Here is a 22,350-nt window from a genome sequence, read left to right as displayed (position 1 = left end):
CTTTCAACACAATTGCAATCATATTTCTTCGCCCAGCAGGGACATCATGCTTCGTATACAACTGATATCCGTAAGCAGAATGTTCACCTTTTTGGCGCGTATAACGCCTAACACTGCCTCCCCCTTATCTGCACCAACCGCTATCCCGACGCGGTTTTTCACGTTCAACAGCTTTTCATCCGACATCCCCATCACACGTTCATTAAAGGAGCGAAACGCATCGCTGTTTCCGTTTGCATCCACATACTTTAAAAGAATATCTCCAACAGCACCCTGCTGTTTGAACTCCTCATAATCCTCTTTTGTCAGATATCCGCACTTCACAAGTGTCGGTTCCTTTGCCGTCGTAGTCCCGATTCCCATGATTACGGTCTTCAGTTTTTTGAATACCGATACCACTTCTCTAACCGGTTTCTCCTTCAAAAATCCCTGCATAACCTTAGGATCATCAAACATTGCCGGGGCAAAAAACTGCATTGCCTTACCATGAAACTTCATGGCGAAGCCCTTCGCGATATCATTGGAATGGTACCCCTCCTCTATCTGATAAGGGGAACCGACTCCTCCTACAACCGGGACAAAGGTACAATCCACCTCATCTACGCTTTTCTTTACATTTACGATACTGCTCAGCGTTTTTCCCATGGATACACCAATGGTATCCCCTTTATTGATAATACGGGACAAATACATCAGTGCCTCTTCATATACATGCTGCAGATGATCCGCCTTACTTTCCAGCTCCAACTCATCTACGATAAGCACTTCCTTCAATCCCAGCAGCTGCTCCACTTTACGCTCCAGCTCTCCGTATAAAACACTATCCGGATTTTCCAATTCGATTTTCACAACACCTGTTTCCTTCCCGGCACGCAACAGGCGGGAAACAGTCGCACGGGAAATTCCTACTGCATCACAAATCTCCCTTTGCCCCATGCCATCTACATAATACAGATAACAGCACTTATAAATCAGACGGGCATCATCAACGATTTTCTTCACATAGGCTCCTCTTTTCTGTAAACGTTTTCTTTCGTAATAAAAGAGTATCACAATCATGTATTGACGTCAATGTTCTTATCTGAACAAGTGCGATAATAAGTGCTGTTCCTAGCAGCTTCCAAGAAAAAACAGATGTCCATGACCGGTATGATAGGACCTGATCTTACCTGCTTCCACAACTGTCTGAGAGCTTTTTCCTTCTTGAAAATAACTACCGGTTTCTTTCCCCTTGTTATGCAGGAAGCCTACCAGTAAACAAAAAAAGATTGTAGAAACAGCAGAACTACCGCTTAGCTACAATCTTATATTTATTTCTCACGGACATTCCGTACATGAGGATGTGTTGTTATAAATCGCCTGCAAAATCAGATATTTGTATGCCAGGCAGAAATCAGCAGTGAGATACTACAATTATCCGAAGATTTTATCCTGTTCCTGACGCAGCTTATAGATCAGTGTTGTTGTGTCAAGCTCGATATCGTCATATGTGATCAGTTCACCCTTCTTTACATCACGCTTCATGACTGCCTTATGATTGACCAGACCATAGGGCACATAGCCTTTTTCCTTTGCCTCTTCATGCTTGCAGATGGAACCATAGGTGGTATACCCGCCGATACCATCAATTGTCTGTCCCGCCTTCAAATCAATTTTCGCAACAGTAATACATTCGGAAACCAGACCGTTTTTCGGAACGATGGTAGGCTCCCCGTCAATAACAACCTTGGCAGCTGTTAACGGAGTTTCCAGATTGCACAGGTGGTATGGACGATACAGTGTCCATAATGGTCCAGGTCCCATGGAATGATACTGCATCTGGTATGCGATTTCTTCATTATCCGTCGCAACTGTTACAAAAACACCAGGTGCAATTCCGTTCACATATTCCACAACACCATGCTGCTTCAGAATACCGCCATCCTCTTTCAGCTTATAGGTTTCATTCAGGCTCTTTACATCACTTGCAATACCATGCCCGCCAATTACATCCGGAACCAGACCGGTCGCATTTGACATCGCTGTCATTTCCACCATTGTTTTTGTACCATCCTTAAAGGCGCACAGCATCTTTGGTGACATCTTTCTTCTTGTAGCCTCTTCCAGAACCGTATCCGGATTGCAGTTTTTATCAATGCGGTTATTCTTTCCTTTTCCCATAACCTTAACTTCCAGGCCCATTGCCGTCGCAAAATCATACAGTTCCATTACAGCACCAGGTTCATCTCCTGCACTTCCGGTATAAATAACGCCGTTGTCCTTTGCCATTTTATCAAGCAGAGGTCCGATGACTACATCCGTTTCCACGTTCAGCATGACGACATGCTTTTTATTGTTAATTGCATTGGTTGCGACCTTAGCCCCTACATCAGGAACTCCTGTCGCATCAATTGCGACCTCTACCGGGCGGCACTGGGAAATCAGATTGGAATTTGTAGTTGCGACATATTTCCCTTCATCCATTGCCTTATCAGCTTCCGCAACCTCATTGGTGCGAACAATATCCTCATCCTTTACCCCTGCATATTTGAATGCGTGAACAGCAAGCTTTAAGTCGATATCAGATACGACAGCCGGTGTGATTCCCTTCATCAGCACCATCTGTGTAACCATACCGCGTCCCATCTGACCGGCACCAACGATACCGCATTTGATAATTTTCCCTTCCTTTTCTCTTTGTTCCAGTTTTTTGTTCATGTTTAACATAACAGTTTTCCTCCTTTTTTCTCATCTATCTATTAGATCCTGTTATTTTCTTACTTCTATCCTTAAATAATTGATTGCGTAATTCCTGTTCTTCTGCTTTATTCAATCCATCGAATCCTTTACAATTTCATCATTCAATCTCTATTGTTCCACCGACAAGCAGCTGTTCTGCCTTGATCGGCTCTCCAATCAGTTCAATAATACCCGGGCGTTCCACTGTATCCAGACCCTTGAAGGACAACGTACAGTGACCAAGCTCCTTTAAGGTATTTAAAGCCTCCCAGCCAGCATCGGCGATTGTATATTCCACACCGCAGATCCGAACGGTATCCCCTTTTTTAGGATCCTCCCTAACTTCACTTTTCGTATGCAAAACTGAGATATCTGCCAGCTCCGGCGGTGCATCCTCATTAAAGATGATAATGAAATTACAGCATTCATCCAGAAAATCCAGTGCACATTCCCCTAGTCCGGTAATCGTTGCCTTATATTTCATAACGCCTCCTTTTAATACATGCCAATGCTGAATACGAATGCGATAATAACAGCCAGAGGTCCGGTGATAACACGGGAATATAAGACTGCCGGCACACCGAATTCAATCGTTTCCGGTTCCGCTTCACCAAGGGACAAGCCTACCGGTACAAAATCGCCGCCAACCTGTGCATTGATAGCAAATAATGCCGGCAATGCATACTGCGCAGGTATATTTCCCAAACCGATTTCCGCACCAAGCAGGGTTCCGACCACCTGAGCGATAACCGCTCCCGGTCCTAAAATCGGTGACAGGAATGGCAGACCGCAGATCAGGGAGATCACAATCATTCCCGGCATGGTGGAGCATAATGGAGAAATCGTATTTGCGATGATATTCCCCAGGCCGCTTACCTGAATGATACCAAGTATCGTGGATGTAAATGCCATAAACGGCAATACGTTTTTGATAACCATTTCGATGGATTCACGTCCGGCGGCAAAGAATTTGTTTACCACCTGTCCCACACCGATACCGATGCGGGTAATGATCCCCGGCTTTTTCCTCTGATTTGCTTCAGCCAGCTCTTTTCTCGCCTGTGCCTTCGTTTTCGGTGCTCCCGGTTCCTTCGTTTCTTCCACTGCTTTTTCAACCTTTACTTCTTCATCCGTAAATGCAATAGTATCTTCCTTTACGTCCGAGACATAAATATCCTCTGTAATATACTGTGCCAGAGGTCCCACTGCCCCAACCGGTACAAGGTTGACAGTGTTGATCCGTTTTTTCGGATATACGCCACAGCGTGCTGTTCCCCCGCAATCCACTACAGCAACCAGTACCTGCTCATCCGGAACGGTTGTCTTAAAGCCGTCGACTGTTTCGGCTCCTGTCATTTCCGCTATCTTGGCTGCCACAGGATGAATACCGCCACCGGTCACACATAAGACCTTATTACAGGTTTCATTTGGTTCCAGCACCAGTGGTCCGCCCCAGCCGCTGCTTCCTTTTGTGATTTTTACCTTTCTGTACATAGCCTATTCCTCCGCATTCTCTTTCTCTTTTGTAAATTTAGAAGTAAGTCTGAAATAGATTTTTTCTGTCAGTACCCCTCTGATCAGAATGACAATCACACCGACGATAAAGTAGCGAACTGCCAAATCCCCTAATGGCAGATTCAGTTTGGTAATACCTGCTGCGATTCCCATATATACAAACAGTTCACCCGGGTTCGCATGCGGGAACAAGCCGGTTACAGGATGTAGAAAGCTTACACAGGAATCATAATACGCAGGCTTGTACTTTTCTTCCACGAAACGTCCGAAGGTATAACACATCGGATTTCCCAGAAACAGTACTGCCAGCACCGGTACCAGTGTGTAACGCGCAATTGTGAATCTCGTCAGTTTTTTTGTGAAATTTTCAACTCGTTTTTCTCCTATCAGCTTAATGATGGAGTTTATGGCTGTCATCAGACAGATTACCATGGGAATAATTCCGGTAACCCAACCTACGAAGGTTTCTCCTCCTGCCTGAAACAGCGCCATGAATCCTTGTGCAAAATCAGATATAAAGTCCATACGTCACTTCCTCCTTGTATCAATCCATGACAGCACATGACAGATGTTCGGCCGTGTCCATCTCCTGTGCGCCTGCTGCATTTTGAAAGCGTAGCTCCAGCGCTTCCAATGCCTGTATATATCCTCGATACTGTTTCTGTTTTTTCGAATCCATGGAGCGAAACTGTTCCAGAAACTTATCGATTGATACCCCGTTGATTGTTTTTCCAAGCAAGGTATTCACCGGGTGAAACTTTGCCAGAAAGGTTTTGCCATCCATGACCTCACATGCTGTGATGATATGATTATTATCACAGGCAATCATCACGATGTTGCCGTTGAAGAACCGTCCTTTTTTCTGTCCGATTCCCACATTTCCTTTTTTATGAACCCGCCGTATGGCAGCTTTGTAGTTTTTGATCTGAAATACGCCGCCCACTGCCTGCATAACAAACAGGGATATGGCAATCAGAAAGATCAGCATCAGATCGTTTGACATGACGATTCCTCCTCTTCCATAAGGGAAAGCAGCTCTTTTACACAGCTGATATCGGTAATTAGAATATTGATTTTCTTCGCGCGGATCACGCCGAGAATCGCTTTACTTTTTTCTTCTCCAACCGCAATTCCGATACGGTTTTCAATATTCATAAGTCCCTCATCGGATAACCCCATGACCCGGTCATTGAATTCATGGAAGGGTTCACTGTTTCCGTTTTTATCCAGAAATTTCAGGAGAACATCTCCGACAGCTCCGTGCTGTTTAAATTGCTCATAGTCAGCTTTACTGATATACCCGCATTTGACCAGAGTGGAATCTTTTAAGCTGCAGGAGCCGATACCCATGATAACGGTTTTCAGTTTTTTAAACAAAGCCGTTACCTCCTGCACAGGACGTTCCTTCAAAAACCCCTCCATGATCTGTGTATCATTGAACATTGCCGGAGCGAAGAACTGAACAGCACTGCCATGAAATTTCTTTGCGAACGCATTTGCTATTTCGTTGGAATGATATCCCTCATCCGATTGCAGCTGCGTACCGACACCACCGACAACGGGAACAAAGGTACAATCAACCTCCTCCACATTGATTTTTCCATTGGCTAGATGATACAGCGTCTTTCCCATCGAAACCCCGATGTAATCCTTGTTGTGGAAAATGCGTGCCAGATAGGCAAGTGCTTCCTCATATACCCGCTGCATATGATCCGCTTTACTCTCCAGCTCCATTTCATCCACAATGAGGACTTCCTTCAAGCCCAGCTGCTGTTCAATTTTCCGTTCCAGTTCTCCATATAGAATACTGTCGGGATTATCCAATTCGATTCTTACCACACCGTTTTCCTTACCCGCCTTGAGCAGTCTGGATACTGTTGCCCGTGAAATCCCAAGCTGATCACAAATCTCCTTTTGTCCGAGTCCATCCATGTAATAGAGATAACAGCATTTATATATCAGCCTGTTATCATCAACTATTTTTTTCATTCCTGCGCCTCCTTTCTGTAAGCGGTTCCTTTGTCTGTCTTAAGATTACCACAGCGTTTTATTGAGGTCAATGCATAAATACTGAACATATGTATAAGTTCAATTTTGTAACAATTTATCTTAAGCAATTGTTCTGTATTGAAATATTGATGTAATGACAGAAATTTCACAATGTTAAAAAACAATGATAAATACTGGGTTTTCACAAAACTGAGACTCCTTAGCATGACTTTTTACTGTTCATTTGTGTACATAAATTCATTATTATTTTTCATTAAACCTATAAAACGCTGATAAATAAGCTTTTTTTTCACATCTTTTTATTCGCTGTAAAGGATAGCACTCAGCTCGTCTGTACAAATGTATAAGCTTTCTGCTGCCATAAACAGCATGTAACCATACGTTTTACTGGAACTGTATTTTCGTGGTACAATACATAGTAGAAAAGAGGATTGATAACATGTATAAGCAACGACGGCATGCACTGGCTACTCTGTTACCGGAAAACTCCATTGCATTGTTCTTCAGCGGCAAAGCCCCATATAAGGTAGGCGATGAAAAGTATCCGTTCAGTGTGGACAGAAGCTTCTATTACCTGAGCGGTCTGGATAAGGAGAACATGATTCTGGCAATTATCCGCACACAGGGCAAAATAAAGGAACAGCTGTTTCTGGAGCATTATGACGAGGAACAGGCAAAATGGGTCGGTGGAAAGCTTTTGCCGGAGGAAGCCGCCGATATCAGTGAGATTGAAGAAATCTTCTGGCTTGAGGAAGCAATGGATATGCTCGGTCTACAGATATCACGGTTCTTCGACCATGAATCCCGTGTTGATATCTATGCGGATTTCACACAGCAGGAAGCCTATCAGGCGGACAGTGAAGCGCATCGTTTCACAAGAGAGCTGCTGCGGCAATATCCCTATGTAACCCTGCATAATGCAGCCTCCAGAATAAGCAGTCTGCGTTTAATTAAGGAAGATACAGAAATTGATGAATTGAAGCAGGCGATTGAAGTAACACGGCAGGGAATTCTAGCCATGATGGATCATGTATGCAGCGGTATGATGGAAAACCAGGTGGAGGCATGGTTTGATTTTGTATTGAAAACAAACGGCTGCTCACATTCCTTTCCATCCATTATTGCCAGTGGAAGAAATGCCACTGTGCTGCATTATGATGAAAACAATCAGAAAATAAAAAAGAACAGCCTGCTGCTGTGTGATCTGGGTGCGAGCTGTCATTATATGAATGCCGATATCACAAGAACCTTTCCGGCAAGCGGTTCCTTTACAAAGCGACAGAAAGAAATCTACAATATTGTTCTTGAAGCCAATCAGACCATTATGTCACTCGTACATCCGGGCATTACACTGAAGGAGCTGAATCAGGAGCTGATTCACTTTTATGAAGAAAGACTGAAGCCGCTTGGCTTGTTGAAACGCGGTAAGCGGGTGGAGGATTATTACTGGCACGGAGTATCTCATATGCTGGGGCTGGAAACACATGATGTGTCTTTGAGCGGCTATAAGCTGCGTCCCGGCAATGTGTTTACGATTGAACCAGGCTTATATCTGGAGGATGAAGGAATCGGCATCCGCATCGAGGACAATGTACTGGTTACTGAGGATGGCTGTATAAATCTTTCTTCCTCCATTATCAAGGATCCGGATGAAATCGAAGCATATATGCAGGAAAACAACATCCATTTAACAAATAACAGGCAGAAGTCCCCCATCTTGCGACGATAAGCAGATGGTGTGATGAATGCAGCCATTTTCCTTTATCCCTCACACAGGATAAACACGATTAAAATTCTTAGATTCAAAAAAAGCAAAAACATTTGAGAAAGGATTTTGCTCATACTTTTTATGACTGTTGAGTGAAAAGTAATGCTCATTCAGTATTTGCTCTCCATTATCATTTGATCATGACAACCAAATATCGGCGTCGTGTGTTCGATGATGTCATCAGTGATCGTGCAAAAGATATCTTTCTTCATATTGCCAGATCCTATAACATCTCTCTTCAAGAATGGAATCATGATGTCGATCATATTCATATCCTGTTCTCTGCTCACCCTAACTCTTGTCTTACGAAATTCATCAATGCGTATAAGAGTGCCAGTTCACGTTTATTGAAGAAGGAGTTTCCTGAAATTCGTGAAAAGCTTTGGAAAGAAGCATTTTGGAGTCAGAGCTTCTGTTTGATCAGTACAGGAGGTGTCACCACCGACATCATCAAAGCTTATATCGAAAGTCAAGGTGAGAAGAATGGTGTCAAGAAAAGGGTATCAGTTTAGAATCTATCCAAACAAGAAGCAAGAGATTTTCTTTACCAAAACATTTGGTTGTGTCCGTTTTCTGTATAATCATATGTTAGATGACAAAATCAAATATTATGAAGAAACTAAGAAAATGAAGCAAACGACACCTGCATCCTATAAGAAGGATCATCCATTTCTCAAGGAAGTAGATTCTTTGGCATTAGCAAACGCTCAACTACATTTAGAAGCTGCTTTCAAAAAGTTCTTCAAAGAAACAGATATCGGTTTTCCCAAATGGAAATCAAAGCATCAGGCGAAACAAAGTTACACGACAAATATGGTCAACGGAAATATCCGATTGTTTAGTACGATACAAAACCAAACGACCTATCTACGTTTACCAAAGGCAGGTGATGTAAGGATCCATATGCATCGCATACCACAGGGGATATTAAAAGCAGTGACGATAAGCAAACAGCAGGACCGTTATATTGCGACATGTCTGTTTGAATATGAAAATAAAGTAGAAAGTAAAGAAGTAGTACATGTGTTAGGTCTTGATTATTCGCAAAAACATTTATATGTAGATAGTGAAGGTCAGGTATGTGACTATCCCCATTTTTACTGTGCGAGTGAGAAGCGATTAGCAAGAGAACAACGCAAACTTTCCAAGATGGTCAAAGGAAGTAATAACTATAAGAAGCAAAGAAACAAGGTAGCCAAGCTGCATGCCCATGTAGCACAGCAAAGAAAAGATTTTCTACATAAAGAAAGCAGGAAGATAGCCAATTCCTGGGATATGGTAGTTGTAGAAGATATCGACATGAAAGCAATGAGCCAAGGATTACAGCTAGGAAAGAATCTTATGGATAATGGCTTTGGCACCCTGAGAAATTATTTAAGATAAGCACTGCTCGCCAATGGCGTAAGTTAGAAGATGAAGGGAAATGGTTTATAAAAATCGATAAATGGTATGCCAGTACGCAGATATGTAATCGCTGTGGAGCAAAGAGAAAGATAGGACTGAATGAAAGAATCTATCAATGTCCGAAGTGTGGTCATATAGAGGATCGTGATATCAATGCAGCGAAGAATATACGTGATGAAGGTATACGATTACATAGAGGTTAGAAAATAAGGATTACAAAGAACCGCTGGACGAGCAAGGATAGCTTGCTTATGCTTAGGACATTGGTTCTATCGAACACACTCTGCGCACCCGAAGGGTGAGAAGCTCCCACTTCTATGCTAGTCATAGCATATGTGGTGAGAGTACGTCACAAGCTTAGAAAATAGAAAAAGACAGTTGCTATGGAAACTGTGCAGGAGTGTATATGAAACATATTATCAATGAGTTTAAAGAATTTATTATGCGGGGAAATGTGCTTGATCTGGCAGTCGGTGTTATTATCGGCGGTGCATTTCAAAAAATCATAGCATCTCTGGTCAATGATGTTATTATGCCGGTTATTACATTATGTACCGGTGGTATCGATTTTACCAACTGGTTTATTGCACTGGACGGGAATCATTATAATACATTGCAGGATGCAGTAGCTGCCAAGGCTGCGACACTGAATTACGGAACCTTTCTCACCGAGGTGATCAACTTCATCATCATGGCGTTTATTATCTTCATGATGGTGAAGATGATGAATTCACTCTCAAGAAAGGTCAAGAAGCCGCAGGATATGGAAGATGCTGCAGCAGCTACAAAGGTGTGTCCGTATTGCAAAAGCGAGATTTCTGCTGAGGCAGTTCGCTGTCCGCATTGTACATCTTCGCTGGATACAAACAAGGATAATAAAACAACATCCATTAAAAAGCGATAACCCTTACTAAAAACAGGAATCCTCAATGATTCCTGTTTTTCTAAATTATAAGATTTACTTGGAAATGCAAGCATTCGTCTACCTGTTTTTCCGATGCTGTATATGATAGGATGCCTCCATCTGCACAGACAGCGGAAGACATTTGCACAGCAGATAGCTTCCCTTCATCAGAATTCCCGGTATCATGACTGCCTTCTCCTTAAACATGCCGCGGATTGCATAGCTGGCGACATCCATGCTTGTCTTTCCCTTCATCATAAACCTGACATTTGCGACACGGTCAAACTCAGTCTGTACAGGTCCCGGACAGAGAACACCGACAGAAGCATGGCTGTTTCTTTTCTGAAGCTCCTTATGCATAGCCAGTGTCAGACGCTCAACATATGCTTTTGTCGCATAATAGGTAGCCATCAAAGGTCCCGGCAGAAATGCCGCGCTGGATGCGACATTCAGGATATAACCACGGTCCTTTTTAACAAAATCCCGCAGAAACAGTTTACTAAGTATATGCACTGCCTGAATATTGGTAGAGATCATATTCAGCTCCTTATCCAAATCCGTCTGTGTAAATTCACCAAAATCACCGAAGCCTGCATTATTGATCAGTATATCGACAGAATCATTACGGAAGCGCTGATACAGTGCAAGACAGTTTTCTTTCACAGAAACATCCAGTATGACGATATTAACGGAAACAGCAAGCTCCCTCTTTAATTCACGAAGCCGATCCCCTCTCCTTGCGACCAGAATCAAATCAATATCCATAGCAGCCAGAACCCTTGCCATATCACGCCCGATTCCACTGCTGGCACCTGTAATCAACGCCTTCATTCTAAAACTCCTTTCCAATTATCTACTCATATTGTGCATCATTCGCTATATTATATACGGAAGCACTAATGTGGCCAGTCCCAGAAACATGAAAAACCCCATGACATCCGTAACTGTAGTAACAAACACACCACTGGCAAGAGCCGGATCCACATGCAGCTTTTCCAGTATGACCGGTATAAAGTATCCTGCCAGATTTGCCAGAATCATATTCAGAAACATAGCTGCCCCGGTGACAAGTCCGAAGATCGGATTGCTTTCCATCAGCATTGCCCCGAATGCCACGACAATACCTATGACGATACCGCTTAATATACCGACACCGATCTCCTTCAGCAGAATCTCGACGGCATTTTCCTTTGTCAGCTCACCGAGGGAAAGACCGCGTACAACAATGGTTAATGTCTGTGTTCCCGCATTGCCACCCATTCCAGTTACAATCGGCATGACCGTCGCAAGTGCAACCGCCTGTGCAATCGTCGCCTCAAACATATTGACAACGGCTGCCGCAAGAACTGCAGTAAAAAGATTTACAATCAGCCATGGAATGCGGCTGGAAAAGGATTCCCTTACACTGGAGTCCACCCGTTCCTCCTTATTGACACCACCCAGATGATGGATATCCTCGGTATTTTCTTCCTGAATAACATCAATGATATCGTCAAACTCAATGACTCCCAGCATATGCTGCTGCTCATCTACAACCGGCATCAGAATAAAGCCGTATTTTTCAAATCGATGGGCAACCTCCTCCTGGTCATCACTGTACAACACCGTCTTTACATTGGGATTCACGATATCCATGATTGGTGTATCAAACGATGATGTTACAATATCGCGCAGTGACACAACTCCTTTTAACACATCCTCCCTATCGACGACATATAAATAATAGGTCGTTTCTTCATCGGTATTCTTCTGTAAAAACTGCAGGGTATCCTTTACAGTATTCTTTGCGAATATACGAATAAATTCGGTTGTCATGATACCACCGGCACTTTCAGCATCAAAGCTCATCAGCTTACGGACATCCTCCTGATCCTCAGAATCCATCTTCTTCAGAATGTCAGCCTGCTCGTCTTCCTCCAGCTCTCCCATCAAATCGGTGATTTCATCACTGCTCATTTCATCCAGTATATGACGCTGCTTGCTGTCAGAGAAGCGCTTTAACAGCTCATACTTGTCTTCATCGTCCTCTTCCTCGACGATATCCGCAAGAATATCATCCGGCAGACGGTTTAATATACTTTGTGCATGCTCCTTATGCTTGTGCAGCAGATCGAGAATATCCGCCGGGTGTATGGTATCAATCGTATCCTGCAGATCCTGTGCTGTTCCATGCAGCAGCAGATCCAGCAGGTTTTCTTCTGTTATCGTTCGTTTCATTCTGTTCTCCTTTTCTAAAATGGGAGAATTATCATCTGCACGATGGCGGCAAGTGATCATCCCCTGTATCTAGTATCTGTATACCCTCGGGCTTGGGACTCATTCATAACCACCACGCTTTCTTTTTCTTTGCAGCTTCATTATACCAGAAAACAAGGGTCTCTGTATATGCTGCAGAAGGCAGCGAATAGATTTTAAACTATCCTTTGTTCAGTGTTTCCATCATAGGAGGGAAAGTAAATACAAGATATAAATTATGATGCCTACTCCACATTATGCATCGTATTGCGCTTCCATATCCTTGGGGCACTGGCATTATTTTATGTTTGAATTATACGCTTCCACTGGGTTTCATTATACAAAGAATATCGGGTATAGAAAACCTGCACTTCCTTTCCTGTAAGGGGACCAAAGCCATGCAGCTCCTTGTAAATCCCTTCTGTTTCTAATCTATAAATATGAAAAAAAGAAGATCTGCTTCTATTGCTCGCTGCAATAGACTCTGATCTTCTCATTTATAACGGTTCAAGCTATTCCAATACGGGTAACCGCCGACCGTCTTTCTACATCCGCTGAAACAGCTATGTGTCTGTTTTGTATCCTATACTTTGCTTTATTTATTGCTCCACCGATTTTGTCGCAACAATATTTACACCAAGACCTGCAGCATCCTTTAAGACAACATCTCCCGCAGATACCGGTGCCTTGACATCGATGCTTTCCAGTGCCTTCATGACATCCATAATCCTGCCCTTCGGGATGCTCTTCTCGGTTTTCACCGGAACTCGTCTTGCCGTTTTTGCAGTAATGCGCACTGTTGATGTGATAATGCGTCTTGGATCAATCAGTTCTGTTTTCCCATACTCCGCCCCTCTTGGACAGCTGTTGCCGGTAACGGTATATCCGTTTTCATCATCAACACACAGATGACATCCCTTCGGACATACGATACATATTAAATTTTTCATATCCTATGCACCTGCCTTTTCCACACGGATGATCACTTCATCGCCTGCCTTCTCCAGCAGCATTTTCGGTATAACGATTTTTTCCATTTCACCCGGAGCCATATGCTCGCGTTTGAATCCTGCCAGCTTCTGATCCCCGCTCATGACACAGATTTCCATATCCTTATATACATTATTCACTCGGAACATCACTTCCACAAACTTATCCACGTTATTCATACGGATTTTCTGCGGCACTGTGTAATTCACCGCGTTCCCGTTCTTCACTTCAATACATCTTCCAGCTTTCGGATTTCCCTGCATCGCATAGATTGCGGCACTTCTTCCGGCACGCTCACTCTCCGCTGTCACAAAGTCCACAAGATCATGCACATGCACAACATTTCCGCTTGCGAAAATACCCTTTGCACTGGTTTCCATATTCTCATAGACCACAGGACCGTTTGTTCTCGGATCCATCTGCAGTCCGGCAGCTCTGGATAGCTCATTTTCCGGAATCAGACCGACTGATAACAGGACAGTATCCACATCGAAGGTGATCTCTGTTCCGGGAATTGGCTGCCGCTTTTCATCAACCTCCTGAACAATGACACGCTCCACGCGTTTATCTCCCTGAATATCTGTAATGGTATGAGAGAGATACAGCGGGATATCATAATCGTTCAGACACTGCACAATATTTCTGTTCAAACCGTTGGAATACGGACACAGCTCCACACAGCCGACCACCTTCGCACCCTCCAGACTCATACGGCGCGCCATGATCAAACCGATATCACCGGAACCGAGAATCAATACCCGTTTTCCAACCATATACCCTTCAATATTTACATAACGCTGTGCTGCTCCTGCAGTAAAGACACCGGCTGGGCGATCTCCGGGAATCGCAATGGCTCCCCTGGTACGCTCGCGGCATCCCATATTCAGCACGATTGCCTTTCCCTCCAGCTGCATATAGCCCTGCTTTTTATTCATTGCATGAATGCAGCGGTTTTCCTCATCAATATCCAGCACCATGGTATCCAGCAGCACCTCGACATTGGTATCCTTCAGCATTTCGATAAATTTTCCTGCATATTCCGGCCCGGTCAGCTCTTCTTTGAAGTGGTGCAGACCAAACCCGTTGTGAATACACTGATTCAATATACCGCCCAGCTCCTGATCACGCTCCAGTATCAGAATATGCTTTGCCCCCTGCTTCCAGGCTTCCAGCGCAGATGCCAGACCTGCCGGCCCTCCGCCGACAACGATAACATCATATTTCATTCCTGTTCACCTCCAGCTGCTTTTGTTTCCCCTGTAATCAGAATCATACCTTCCCGATCCAGCGGTACATCCTTCAAATTCTTTTTCAGCTCTCTTGCGATAATTTCCTGAACACGAGGGCCGCAGAAGCCACCCTGACAGCGTCCCATCCCCGCATTGCAGCGGCGTTTTACAGCATCAATGGATACAGCCGGAATCGGACGATGCACGGCATTAATGATTTCTCCCTCTGTCACTGTTTCACAGCGGCAGATGATTTTCCCATACTCCGGATGCTCCTTGATCAGCGCCGTGCGCTCCTCATGATTCATTTCACGGAACCGCACAACACTTCTCGTATCCATGCATGCTTCCTTTTTTGTCAGAGGCAGACCGGATTCCTTCATCATTTCAATAACGTCCAGCGCAATGGCAGGGGCAGATGATAAGCCCGGAGATGCCATCCCTGCGATATTGTAGAACAGACGGTTTTTGGGATCTTCATATACAAAGAAATCGTCCTCCTTCGTTCTTGCACGAACACCTGCAAAGTTACGAATGGATTCACGGAAATTGATATCCGGAATGGACTTCAATGCGGTATTACGCACATAGCTTAAGCCCTCCGCGGTTGTGGATACATCCTCCCTGGAGGTTGGCTGTGAATCCGGTCCGACAATCAGATTACCATGCACTGTCGGGGCAACCAGAACACCCTTTCCGTTTTCATTTGGACACTGGAAGATGACATGGCTGACAAGATTTCCCTGACTCTTGTCCAGCAGATAGTATTCTCCCTTATTCGGCTCTATCTTAAAGGTGGCGTCATTCACCATTTCATTAACCTCATCCGCAAACACACCTGCCGCATTGCATACGCAAACCGCATCAATAACACCCTGATTGGTTTCAATGGAATACCCTGTATCCGTTTTCTCTATATTTTTTACTTCCGTGTTCAGCTTTACCTCAACACCGTTTTCTACCGCAACTTCTGCCAGTGCCAGTGCCAGCTCCCATGGACTGACGATACCGACATTCGGTGAAAACAGTGCAGCTCTCGCCTCCTGAGATACATGAGGTTCTTCCCTATGCAAACGCTCCTTATCCCAGATTTCCATGTCCTTTACACCGTTCCGGATGCCACGGTTCTTCAGCTCTTCGAGCGTGCTTTCATCCGCTTCGGAAAATGCCATAATCAGTGCACCAATCTGTTTGTATGGAATATCAAGCTTTCCGCACAGCTCCTTGATATATGCATTTCCTGCGACATTGTATTTCGCCATCTTCGAACCCGGCAGCGGATCATAGCCGCCGTGAATGATGGCGCTGTTCGCCTTTGTCGTCCCTACCGATACATCATTCTCCTTTTCGATCAGTACCGCCTTGATCTGATATTTCCCAAGCTCATATGCAAGAGAACAGCCGGCAATTCCTGCTCCGATAATTGCTACATCATACATTCTACCAACCTCCTGTAAGCCTTTTCAGACTTCCTTAACCACCTTAAATTTACTCCATAAAACACAGACTGTCAAACCCCTGTATCCCTTTAAACAAAGGCTTTCTACAGCTTTTTTATCAATCACAGCGCTTTGATTAACACCCTCCTCTTTCTTCTCCCTCTGTAACTGGTCCCCCCTGGTTGAATTCCTGTGCATGACTGCTTGCTTTTCCTGTTAATCAAATATATAATATTAGTAATCATTTGATAATCTGATTACTAATCTGCTGTTAATCAAAATAAATCATAATTTTTAAAGGAGATGTCCCATGGGAAAAAGAAATAAGGTAACAACACGCGATATTGCAGAATATACAGGTGTTTCGCAATCCAGTGTTTCCATGATACTCAGCAACAAACAGAATGTATCCTTTTCTGATGAAACCAGAGAGCTGGTGCTTTCTGCCGCAAAAAAGCTGGGATATCAAAAGCCGGTAAAAAAACAGCTGAGTGCCTCCAGTAAGATGGATAAAACCATCGTTGTTCTGACTCCGCTGTTATCAAACGGCTATTACGCCACACTGGTGCATTCCATTACGGAGCAGGCAGGTGAGTATGGCTATTCGGTTTTCACGGTAACGACCATGCGGGATGCTGCACAGGAAGAGTTTTATTTTGATATGCTCGCAGGACTGCAGCTGGCGGGAGCCATCTGTCTGTATCCTCCAACGCGAATTACCAAAGCCAATGCACTGGCAAAGCAGATCCCCGTTGTATCCATCGGTGACAAACCGGAAGGCTGTACCTTTGATTCCGTTGAGCTGGATGGCAGAAAAACCGGATATCTTATGGGAGAATATCTGGTGGGACTCGGGCATACGCACATCACCTTTGTATCCACCCCCATCAAAGCAAAGGAAATATCCAGGCTGCATCGTCTAGAAGGATTAAAAGCAGCATTTGAGGAGCATGGACAGAGCCAGGATAATATTCTTGTAAAAACCCCTTCCATTGCCACCTACAGGCAATATCCATCGGAATCCTCCGAGTATATGACCGGCTTTGATCTGGCTCTGGAAGCACTAAAGGAGCATACACCGTCAACTGCCTTTGTAGGAAACAATGATATGACTGCCTTTGGTGTCATGGCCGCTCTCACGCAGCAGGGATATCGGATACCGCAGGATTACTCTGTCGCAGGCTTTGATAACATCCATCTTTCCTCTATGCCAAATATTTCTCTAACAAGCGTTGAACATGCCTCCATCCTCAAAGGGAAGGAAGCCGTTGACATGATCTATAAGAAAAATAACAAGGACACCCGCAGCAGGGGACATAAATATATCCTGCGGCTGGAATATGAACCGGAGCTGATAATTCGTAAATCGACAGGCAAATGCCGTAACCGAAGCAGGTGAACCTGTGAAAAAAGTGATATGAAATACTGGATATGATCATGAATAGGGAGACAATATAAGATGAGATACAGCAAAAGACGACTGTACAGCTGCCTTAATAACAGCAGATGTCTGTCGCCTTTTTATTTAGTCATGATGCTTGTTGATTTTAATTGAACAAAGAAATGAAAAAGAGCATAACAATTTCTATTATGCCCTGTTACTTTCAAAAATCTGCACGGCATCTATGAAAGACATAAAAATCCTCTGTTCCTCTTCCAGCTTCCGAAAAGAAGCAGAAGCTATATAGGAAAGGCTGCTGTATCAAAGGGTGCCTCTATAGGACTACAGAGGCTTTTCCGTTTAGAAACCTTGCACGGCATCAGGCCTTTACGATTTTTTTCTTTAGCTTTTTTGCGGCCTCATCCAGCGTACTGCTGGATTCGATTGCCTCCAGAATCGCAGTTTCCTCCATCGTCTTTTCCCATTTTTTCAGTATATTTTTCATGACAGTAACCTTATCCTTCTGTTCCAGATCATGGAATACAAATACCTCGTCAAACAGTGCCGTAAAGGAAGCGCCAAGACTGCGCTTCACCTGCAGCAGCGGATCACTAGTTTCCTGAAACTTCAGCGCACTCACACTGGAACAAGGAAAATCACCGCTCATAATCATTATACTGTGGCGCAGATCAATTTTCTGTATGTCACGCTCCAGATAACCGCGTTCAATGCCCTGCTTTAAAAACTGCAGCATTGCTTCATTTGCCATATGCAGGTTGGTTACATTCACTATGGTATAGGGATTTCTGCGCAGCTTGGACAGGTTATGATCCAGATTGTGCTCCAATGCCGCCATATCCAGCTCCACCATATCCTCCTGATTGAAATACAGACGGTTAAACTGATGAATCAGCGTCTTTTTTCCAACGCCCTGATTCCCCAGAAAGAGCCATACACCAAGGGGACGTTCACTGATGATTCCCTGTTCGATCCACTCCAGCTGCCCCATCAGCTTGCGGATAACCTCCTTTTGCGCAACCATGGTCGTTTCCAGATGCTTTTTCAGCTCCTGCAGACGGTTACGGGAAGCCAGCGGAATATCCGTCAGCTTTTCTATGACATCCCGTACCATGTCCTCACTGACACTGCGCTCACTCTGCCGTTTAGCACCGACACAGGCCAGATCCAGCACATCAATCGCCTTATCCGGAAACTTCCTCTGCGGCATGTAATATGCACAGTATTTCACGATTTGTTCCAGAACCTTCTCCTGAATCTTTACATTATGAAAATCCTCGTATTCCTTCTTCTTTGCCTTTAGCATCTTAATGGTGTCCTCAACATCCGGCTCCCGTATGGTAATGATCTGAAAGCGGCGCTCCAGCGCACGATCCTTTTCAATATACATTTCATATTCCTCGATGGTGGTTGCCCCGATACATTTGATAACACCTCTTGCCAGATACGGCTTCAGCACACTGGAAACATCAATTGAACCCTCGGATTTTCCGGCACCGATCATCAGATGGATTTCATCAATAAATAAAATAACATTGGGATACTTCTCTAGCAGACGGATGATATTCTGCAGCTTTTCCTCAAAATCACCGCGGTACTTGGTGCCTGCCACAAGTGAATTCAAATGCAGCTCATAAATACAGGCATCCTTCAGCGAAGGAACCAGATTCTGCTGAATCATACCGGCCAGCTTTTCCACCAGAGCGGTCTTTCCGACACCGGGTTCACCAATCAGCAGCGGATTTGCCTTATCCTTGCGCGACAGTACGGAAATCATAAAATTCAGCTCCGCATCCCTTCCCACGATATCCTGATTCGCTCCGCACATATTCAGATTGCGAAGCTCACTGATTTTATCCAGCTCGCTCATACTGCCATGCTCCATCTGCAGCAACACCACCTCTTCATCCACATCATAGCGATGCAGTATCTCCGTTGCCACACAGCTGTTTGTCTGCAGCAGTGCCAGTGTCAGGGAATCCACATCCATCATTGTATTTTGTTTTCTGGAAGACAGTGACATTCCGCGCTCTAGGATATCATCCACGACCTGTGTAATCTGCAGCTCCTCCACATCCTGATCCTTCAGTCCAAAAAGAACCATTAAATCCTCCTTGAGCTGAAAATAATATACACCCTGTGCACATAACAGCCGTGACAGCGGTGTTGCGGTATCCTTTAATATCGCAAGCAATAGATGCTCGCTTCCGACATAATTGTTGCCCATCTCTCTGGCTTCCTCTCTTGCTGTATCCAGAATTGCGGAAACCTGTGTATTTAAACGATACTTCATATCTTCACCATCCTCGTCATTCTATAGCATATGAACTTCATACGCTGCTTTTGTTAGTATAACCAGTTTATTTCACAATATTTCACGTTCCGAAGCAGAAGCTCTACAAAACGTTCGACGAATACAGACAGGAAAACAAAGGAAATCATATAGTAAAGTGGAAGGAGGTGTCAAAGCATGGCAAAACGTGTCCGTTCCAGTCCGCGAACATCCTCGGTAATTCTTTCTGTCAGCATCATCAGTGTTTCAATTATCGGCGGCATCGTACTGTTTCCGATTTTGGGAATCGGCAGTATTCTGCTGGTGGCAGTCGTTATATTCCTGCTGAGCCGCAATCAGAATCCACGGTGCTGATTAACTTTGCTTATGAACGCGCGCATGAGTTGTAAGGAAGCTGTTTTGTATAGCGCATGATCTGTGTTGTTTAAAAAGGGCAGGCCCTCGCCTGTCCCTTATGCTTCTCTTAGCAGATACACCTGGTGATCCTGGTCATAAAAGCTGAACATCCTTCCGTAGGGGTACTTCTGAATGTCATCCACAATGACACCGTTGCTTAGTAAACGGCGATGCTCCTCTTCAATGTCCGCACAGGTAAACATAACAGACGGATGTGCTGTAGATACCTGCGGATTGGCTTTTTCCATACGGGAGCGTTCAAACAGGACAATCGTTGTCTGTGCATGATAATCCGGTGCTGTTTCCAGCCATGTCATGCCGGGTCCCATCAGCTGTTCCTCACGGATGACAAAGCCCATATTCTCTGTCCAAAACTTTTTTGCTTCTGCACTGTTTTTTACATACACGGTTATTTTTGCTATATTGGAAATCATGGTTATCCCTCCGCTGTTAGTATGCACACACTTCTTTTTCTCCATACGGTCTATGGCTTTGTACTCTCCAGAAACCAGCGGGTGCGTTCAAAATACAAATCCCGCTTCTGTCCCTGAATCACACATTCATAGCAAAGACCGCAGCCACCTACTGAGGAGGCTTTATTGCGAATTTGCAGCACCCTGTCAATTTCATACTTTATTCCGTTGTCCCAAAGCACTGCAACCGGCTTCAATACTTCATTCTTTCCCATAACAGTCAGCACATCCACATATTTCTTATACAGGCGCTGTCTTGGCTCATGCAGCTTCTGCATAGGCTACCTCAAAAGAAACCGACCGGATGCACGACATGATCCTCTTTGGGATTGAAATCCGTGAGATGTCTGTCCTTCAGCAGAGAGCAGCGCTGTATTTTAGAAAACCCGAAGCGATCCCGTATGGCATCCATTGTTTCCTCCAGCATCCGCTGCCGGTGCCGCTCCTCCTCACTGACAAACAGATTCAGCTGTGTCATCCCGCTATCCTTTTCAATTCCGCCAAGCGTTACCCCTATCGTGCGAAGCGGTATGGAAAAATCATAGTTTTCTTCCAGTAAAGACAGTACCACCGGCATGATTTCAGAAGCGATATTGGTTGCCTGTGCCAGCTTTCTCTGCCTGCTAAACCACGTGAGCTCTGTGCTTCGCAGCGTAACCGAAATCACATTGCCCCGAAGTCCCTGCTCCCGAAGACGGGAGGCAACGGATTCCGCAAGTACATAATACACGATTTTCGCATCCTCAAAGCTCTTGATATCCTTAGGTGCAGTAATAGCATTTCCCACTGATTTCACCGGTTCCTGATGCGAGGATAGAGCAACCTCGGATACATCCTCTCCGTTCGCAAACCACCAGATCAGCTCTCCCACCTTTCCAAAGCGATCCTTCATCCATCCCTGAGGAAGCTGTGCCAGCTGTCCGATTGTTTCAATGGAATAGTGTGCCAGCTTATGCTTCGTCGCTCTTCCCACGTAAAACAAATCCTGTACCGGCAGGGGCCAGATTCTCTCACGATAATTTTCTCTTGTAATCTCCACCAGGCCTTTGTGTTTGTCCATATCAGATCCGATCTTCGCAAAAATCTTATTATAGCTGACGCCCATGGATACCGTCATTCCCAGCTCATGCTCAACACGGTTCTGAATTTTTCTCGCAATGCTCATCCCGCTGCCAAACAATGCGGTTGATTCACTCAAATCTATCCAGGCCTCATCCAATCCGAAGGACTCCACCTTATCCGTATATTCGCGATAAATATCCTTAACCCTTTCTGTATAATACATATACTCCTCATAATCCGGCTTCAAAATACGCAGCTGCGGACACTTTGCCAGTGCTTCCCGCAGAGATTCCCCGGTTCTAATGTGAAACGCCTTGGCCTTATCATTCTTTGCCAAGATAATTCCATGGCGTTCTTCTTCGTTTCCGCCGACTGCCATCGGGACATCCCGCAGCCCGGGATATTTCATTTCCTCAATCTGCGCATAGCAGTGATTGATGTCACTGTGTACAATAATACGGTCTTTCTTCTGCATAGGACTCACCTCACAAAACTATTATATGCATTTTGTTCCG

The 22,350-nt window shown here is 44.5% G+C and carries 22 protein-coding genes and 1 pseudogene; 6 read left to right on the top strand and 17 right to left on the bottom strand.

The annotated features are described in order from the left end of the window. Window positions 1-18 precede the first annotated feature (18 nt). The 8 genes from G4D54_02655 to G4D54_02620 all read right to left on the bottom strand — a co-directional run bounded on the left by G4D54_02655 (window position 19) and on the right by G4D54_02620 (window position 6,428). On the bottom strand, window positions 19-1,002 hold the full coding sequence (locus tag G4D54_02655; protein ID QJA01394.1) for a sugar-binding transcriptional regulator: 984 nt from the start codon (window positions 1,000-1,002) through the stop codon (window positions 19-21). 411 nt (window positions 1,003-1,413) lie between these two features. Continuing rightward, on the bottom strand, window positions 1,414-2,706 hold the full coding sequence (locus G4D54_02650) for an NAD(P)-dependent oxidoreductase (GenBank protein QJA01393.1): 1,293 nt from the start codon (window positions 2,704-2,706) through the stop codon (window positions 1,414-1,416). Window positions 2,707-2,836: 130 nt separating this feature from the next. Then, window positions 2,837-3,202 (bottom strand): PTS glucitol/sorbitol transporter subunit IIA, encoded by a 366-nt coding sequence (locus G4D54_02645; protein ID QJA01392.1) that lies wholly within the window; start codon window positions 3,200-3,202, stop codon window positions 2,837-2,839. A gap of 11 nt (window positions 3,203-3,213) precedes the next feature. After that, window positions 3,214-4,212 (bottom strand): PTS glucitol/sorbitol transporter subunit IIB, encoded by a 999-nt coding sequence (locus G4D54_02640; GenBank protein QJA01391.1) that lies wholly within the window; start codon window positions 4,210-4,212, stop codon window positions 3,214-3,216. Window positions 4,213-4,215: 3 nt separating this feature from the next. Beyond that, window positions 4,216-4,758: a PTS sorbitol transporter subunit IIC gene (locus G4D54_02635; GenBank protein QJA01390.1), complete on the bottom strand. Its 543-nt coding sequence runs from the start codon at window positions 4,756-4,758 to the stop codon at window positions 4,216-4,218. A gap of 19 nt (window positions 4,759-4,777) precedes the next feature. Further along, complete coding sequence (locus G4D54_02630) at window positions 4,778-5,236, bottom strand: transcriptional regulator (protein ID QJA01389.1); 459 nt, start codon at window positions 5,234-5,236, stop codon at window positions 4,778-4,780. After that, window positions 5,221-6,222 carry a sugar-binding transcriptional regulator gene (locus G4D54_02625; protein ID QJA01388.1) on the bottom strand — a complete coding sequence of 334 codons (1,002 nt, stop codon included), beginning with the start codon at window positions 6,220-6,222 and terminating at the stop codon, window positions 5,221-5,223. Before G4D54_02625 ends, G4D54_02630 begins: the two co-directional genes overlap by 16 nt. Next, entirely contained in the window at window positions 6,219-6,428 is a 210-nt protein-coding gene (locus tag G4D54_02620; protein QJA01387.1) for a hypothetical protein, read from the bottom strand. The genes G4D54_02625 and G4D54_02620 overlap by 4 nt, the downstream gene beginning before the upstream one ends. Window positions 6,429-6,682: 254 nt before the next feature. Between G4D54_02620 and G4D54_02615 the strand changes: the two genes are divergently transcribed. The 4 genes and pseudogenes from G4D54_02615 (at window position 6,683) to mscL (ending at window position 10,319) form a co-directional block, all read left to right on the top strand. Then, a complete protein-coding gene (locus G4D54_02615; GenBank protein QJA01386.1) occupies window positions 6,683-7,972 on the top strand; it encodes a M24 family metallopeptidase in 1,290 nt (429 codons plus the stop codon). 131 nt (window positions 7,973-8,103) lie between these two features. Then, a complete protein-coding gene (gene tnpA, locus G4D54_02610; protein QJA01385.1) occupies window positions 8,104-8,523 on the top strand; it encodes an IS200/IS605 family transposase in 420 nt (139 codons plus the stop codon). Further along, a pseudogene (locus G4D54_02605) lies at window positions 8,495-9,618 on the top strand (transposase). The gene tnpA and the pseudogene G4D54_02605 overlap by 29 nt, the downstream one beginning before the upstream one ends. Window positions 9,619-9,821: 203 nt before the next feature. After that, a complete protein-coding gene (mscL, locus tag G4D54_02600; GenBank protein QJA01384.1) occupies window positions 9,822-10,319 on the top strand; it encodes a large conductance mechanosensitive channel protein MscL in 498 nt (165 codons plus the stop codon). Between the two features lie 78 nt (window positions 10,320-10,397). On the opposite strand, the gene G4D54_02595 is transcribed toward mscL, so the two are convergent. From G4D54_02595 to G4D54_02575, 5 genes are all read right to left on the bottom strand, one after another. Next, window positions 10,398-11,150, bottom strand: coding sequence for an SDR family NAD(P)-dependent oxidoreductase (locus tag G4D54_02595; GenBank protein QJA01383.1), 753 nt, complete (start codon window positions 11,148-11,150; stop codon window positions 10,398-10,400). Window positions 11,151-11,195: 45 nt separating this feature from the next. Next, window positions 11,196-12,536 (bottom strand): magnesium transporter, encoded by a 1,341-nt coding sequence (gene mgtE / locus G4D54_02590; GenBank protein ID QJA01382.1) that lies wholly within the window; start codon window positions 12,534-12,536, stop codon window positions 11,196-11,198. Window positions 12,537-13,153: 617 nt separating this feature from the next. After that, window positions 13,154-13,504 (bottom strand): DUF1667 domain-containing protein, encoded by a 351-nt coding sequence (locus tag G4D54_02585; GenBank protein QJA01381.1) that lies wholly within the window; start codon window positions 13,502-13,504, stop codon window positions 13,154-13,156. A 3-nt stretch (window positions 13,505-13,507) separates the two neighbouring features. After that, window positions 13,508-14,770, bottom strand: coding sequence for an FAD-dependent oxidoreductase (locus G4D54_02580; GenBank protein QJA01380.1), 1,263 nt, complete (start codon window positions 14,768-14,770; stop codon window positions 13,508-13,510). Next, window positions 14,767-16,212: an NAD(P)/FAD-dependent oxidoreductase gene (locus G4D54_02575; GenBank protein ID QJA01379.1), complete on the bottom strand. Its 1,446-nt coding sequence runs from the start codon at window positions 16,210-16,212 to the stop codon at window positions 14,767-14,769. The genes G4D54_02580 and G4D54_02575 overlap by 4 nt, the downstream gene beginning before the upstream one ends. A 310-nt stretch (window positions 16,213-16,522) precedes the next feature. Between G4D54_02575 and G4D54_02570 the strand changes: the two genes are divergently transcribed. Next, a complete protein-coding gene (locus G4D54_02570; protein QJA01378.1) occupies window positions 16,523-17,611 on the top strand; it encodes a LacI family transcriptional regulator in 1,089 nt (362 codons plus the stop codon). A 361-nt stretch (window positions 17,612-17,972) separates the two neighbouring features. On the opposite strand, the gene G4D54_02565 is transcribed toward G4D54_02570, so the two are convergent. Continuing rightward, a complete protein-coding gene (locus G4D54_02565) occupies window positions 17,973-19,904 on the bottom strand; it encodes an ATP-dependent Clp protease ATP-binding subunit (GenBank protein ID QJA01377.1) in 1,932 nt (643 codons plus the stop codon). Window positions 19,905-20,081: 177 nt separating this feature from the next. Between G4D54_02565 and G4D54_02560 the strand changes: the two genes are divergently transcribed. Continuing rightward, window positions 20,082-20,258, top strand: a complete 177-nt coding sequence (locus tag G4D54_02560) for a hypothetical protein (GenBank protein ID QJA01376.1) — start codon at window positions 20,082-20,084, stop codon at window positions 20,256-20,258. Window positions 20,259-20,356: 98 nt separating this feature from the next. Here the strand turns inward: G4D54_02560 and G4D54_02555 are convergent, their stop codons facing one another. The 3 genes from G4D54_02555 to G4D54_02545 are packed head-to-tail and all read right to left on the bottom strand — an operon-like array spanning window position 20,357 to window position 22,310. After that, on the bottom strand, window positions 20,357-20,734 hold the full coding sequence (locus G4D54_02555; protein ID QJA01375.1) for a VOC family protein: 378 nt from the start codon (window positions 20,732-20,734) through the stop codon (window positions 20,357-20,359). Window positions 20,735-20,784: 50 nt separating this feature from the next. After that, entirely contained in the window at window positions 20,785-21,051 is a 267-nt protein-coding gene (locus G4D54_02550; GenBank protein QJA01374.1) for a hypothetical protein, read from the bottom strand. Between the two features lie 8 nt (window positions 21,052-21,059). Next, window positions 21,060-22,310 (bottom strand): DNA polymerase IV, encoded by a 1,251-nt coding sequence (locus G4D54_02545; GenBank protein QJA01373.1) that lies wholly within the window; start codon window positions 22,308-22,310, stop codon window positions 21,060-21,062. Window positions 22,311-22,350 lie beyond the last annotated feature (40 nt).

This window comes from [Clostridium] innocuum (assembly GCA_012317185.1).
GTDB lineage: Bacteria > Bacillota_I > Bacilli_A > Erysipelotrichales > Erysipelotrichaceae > Clostridium_AQ > Clostridium_AQ innocuum.
Note: the sequence above shows the minus strand (reverse complement) of the source record. Positions and strands in the feature narration are given on the sequence as shown.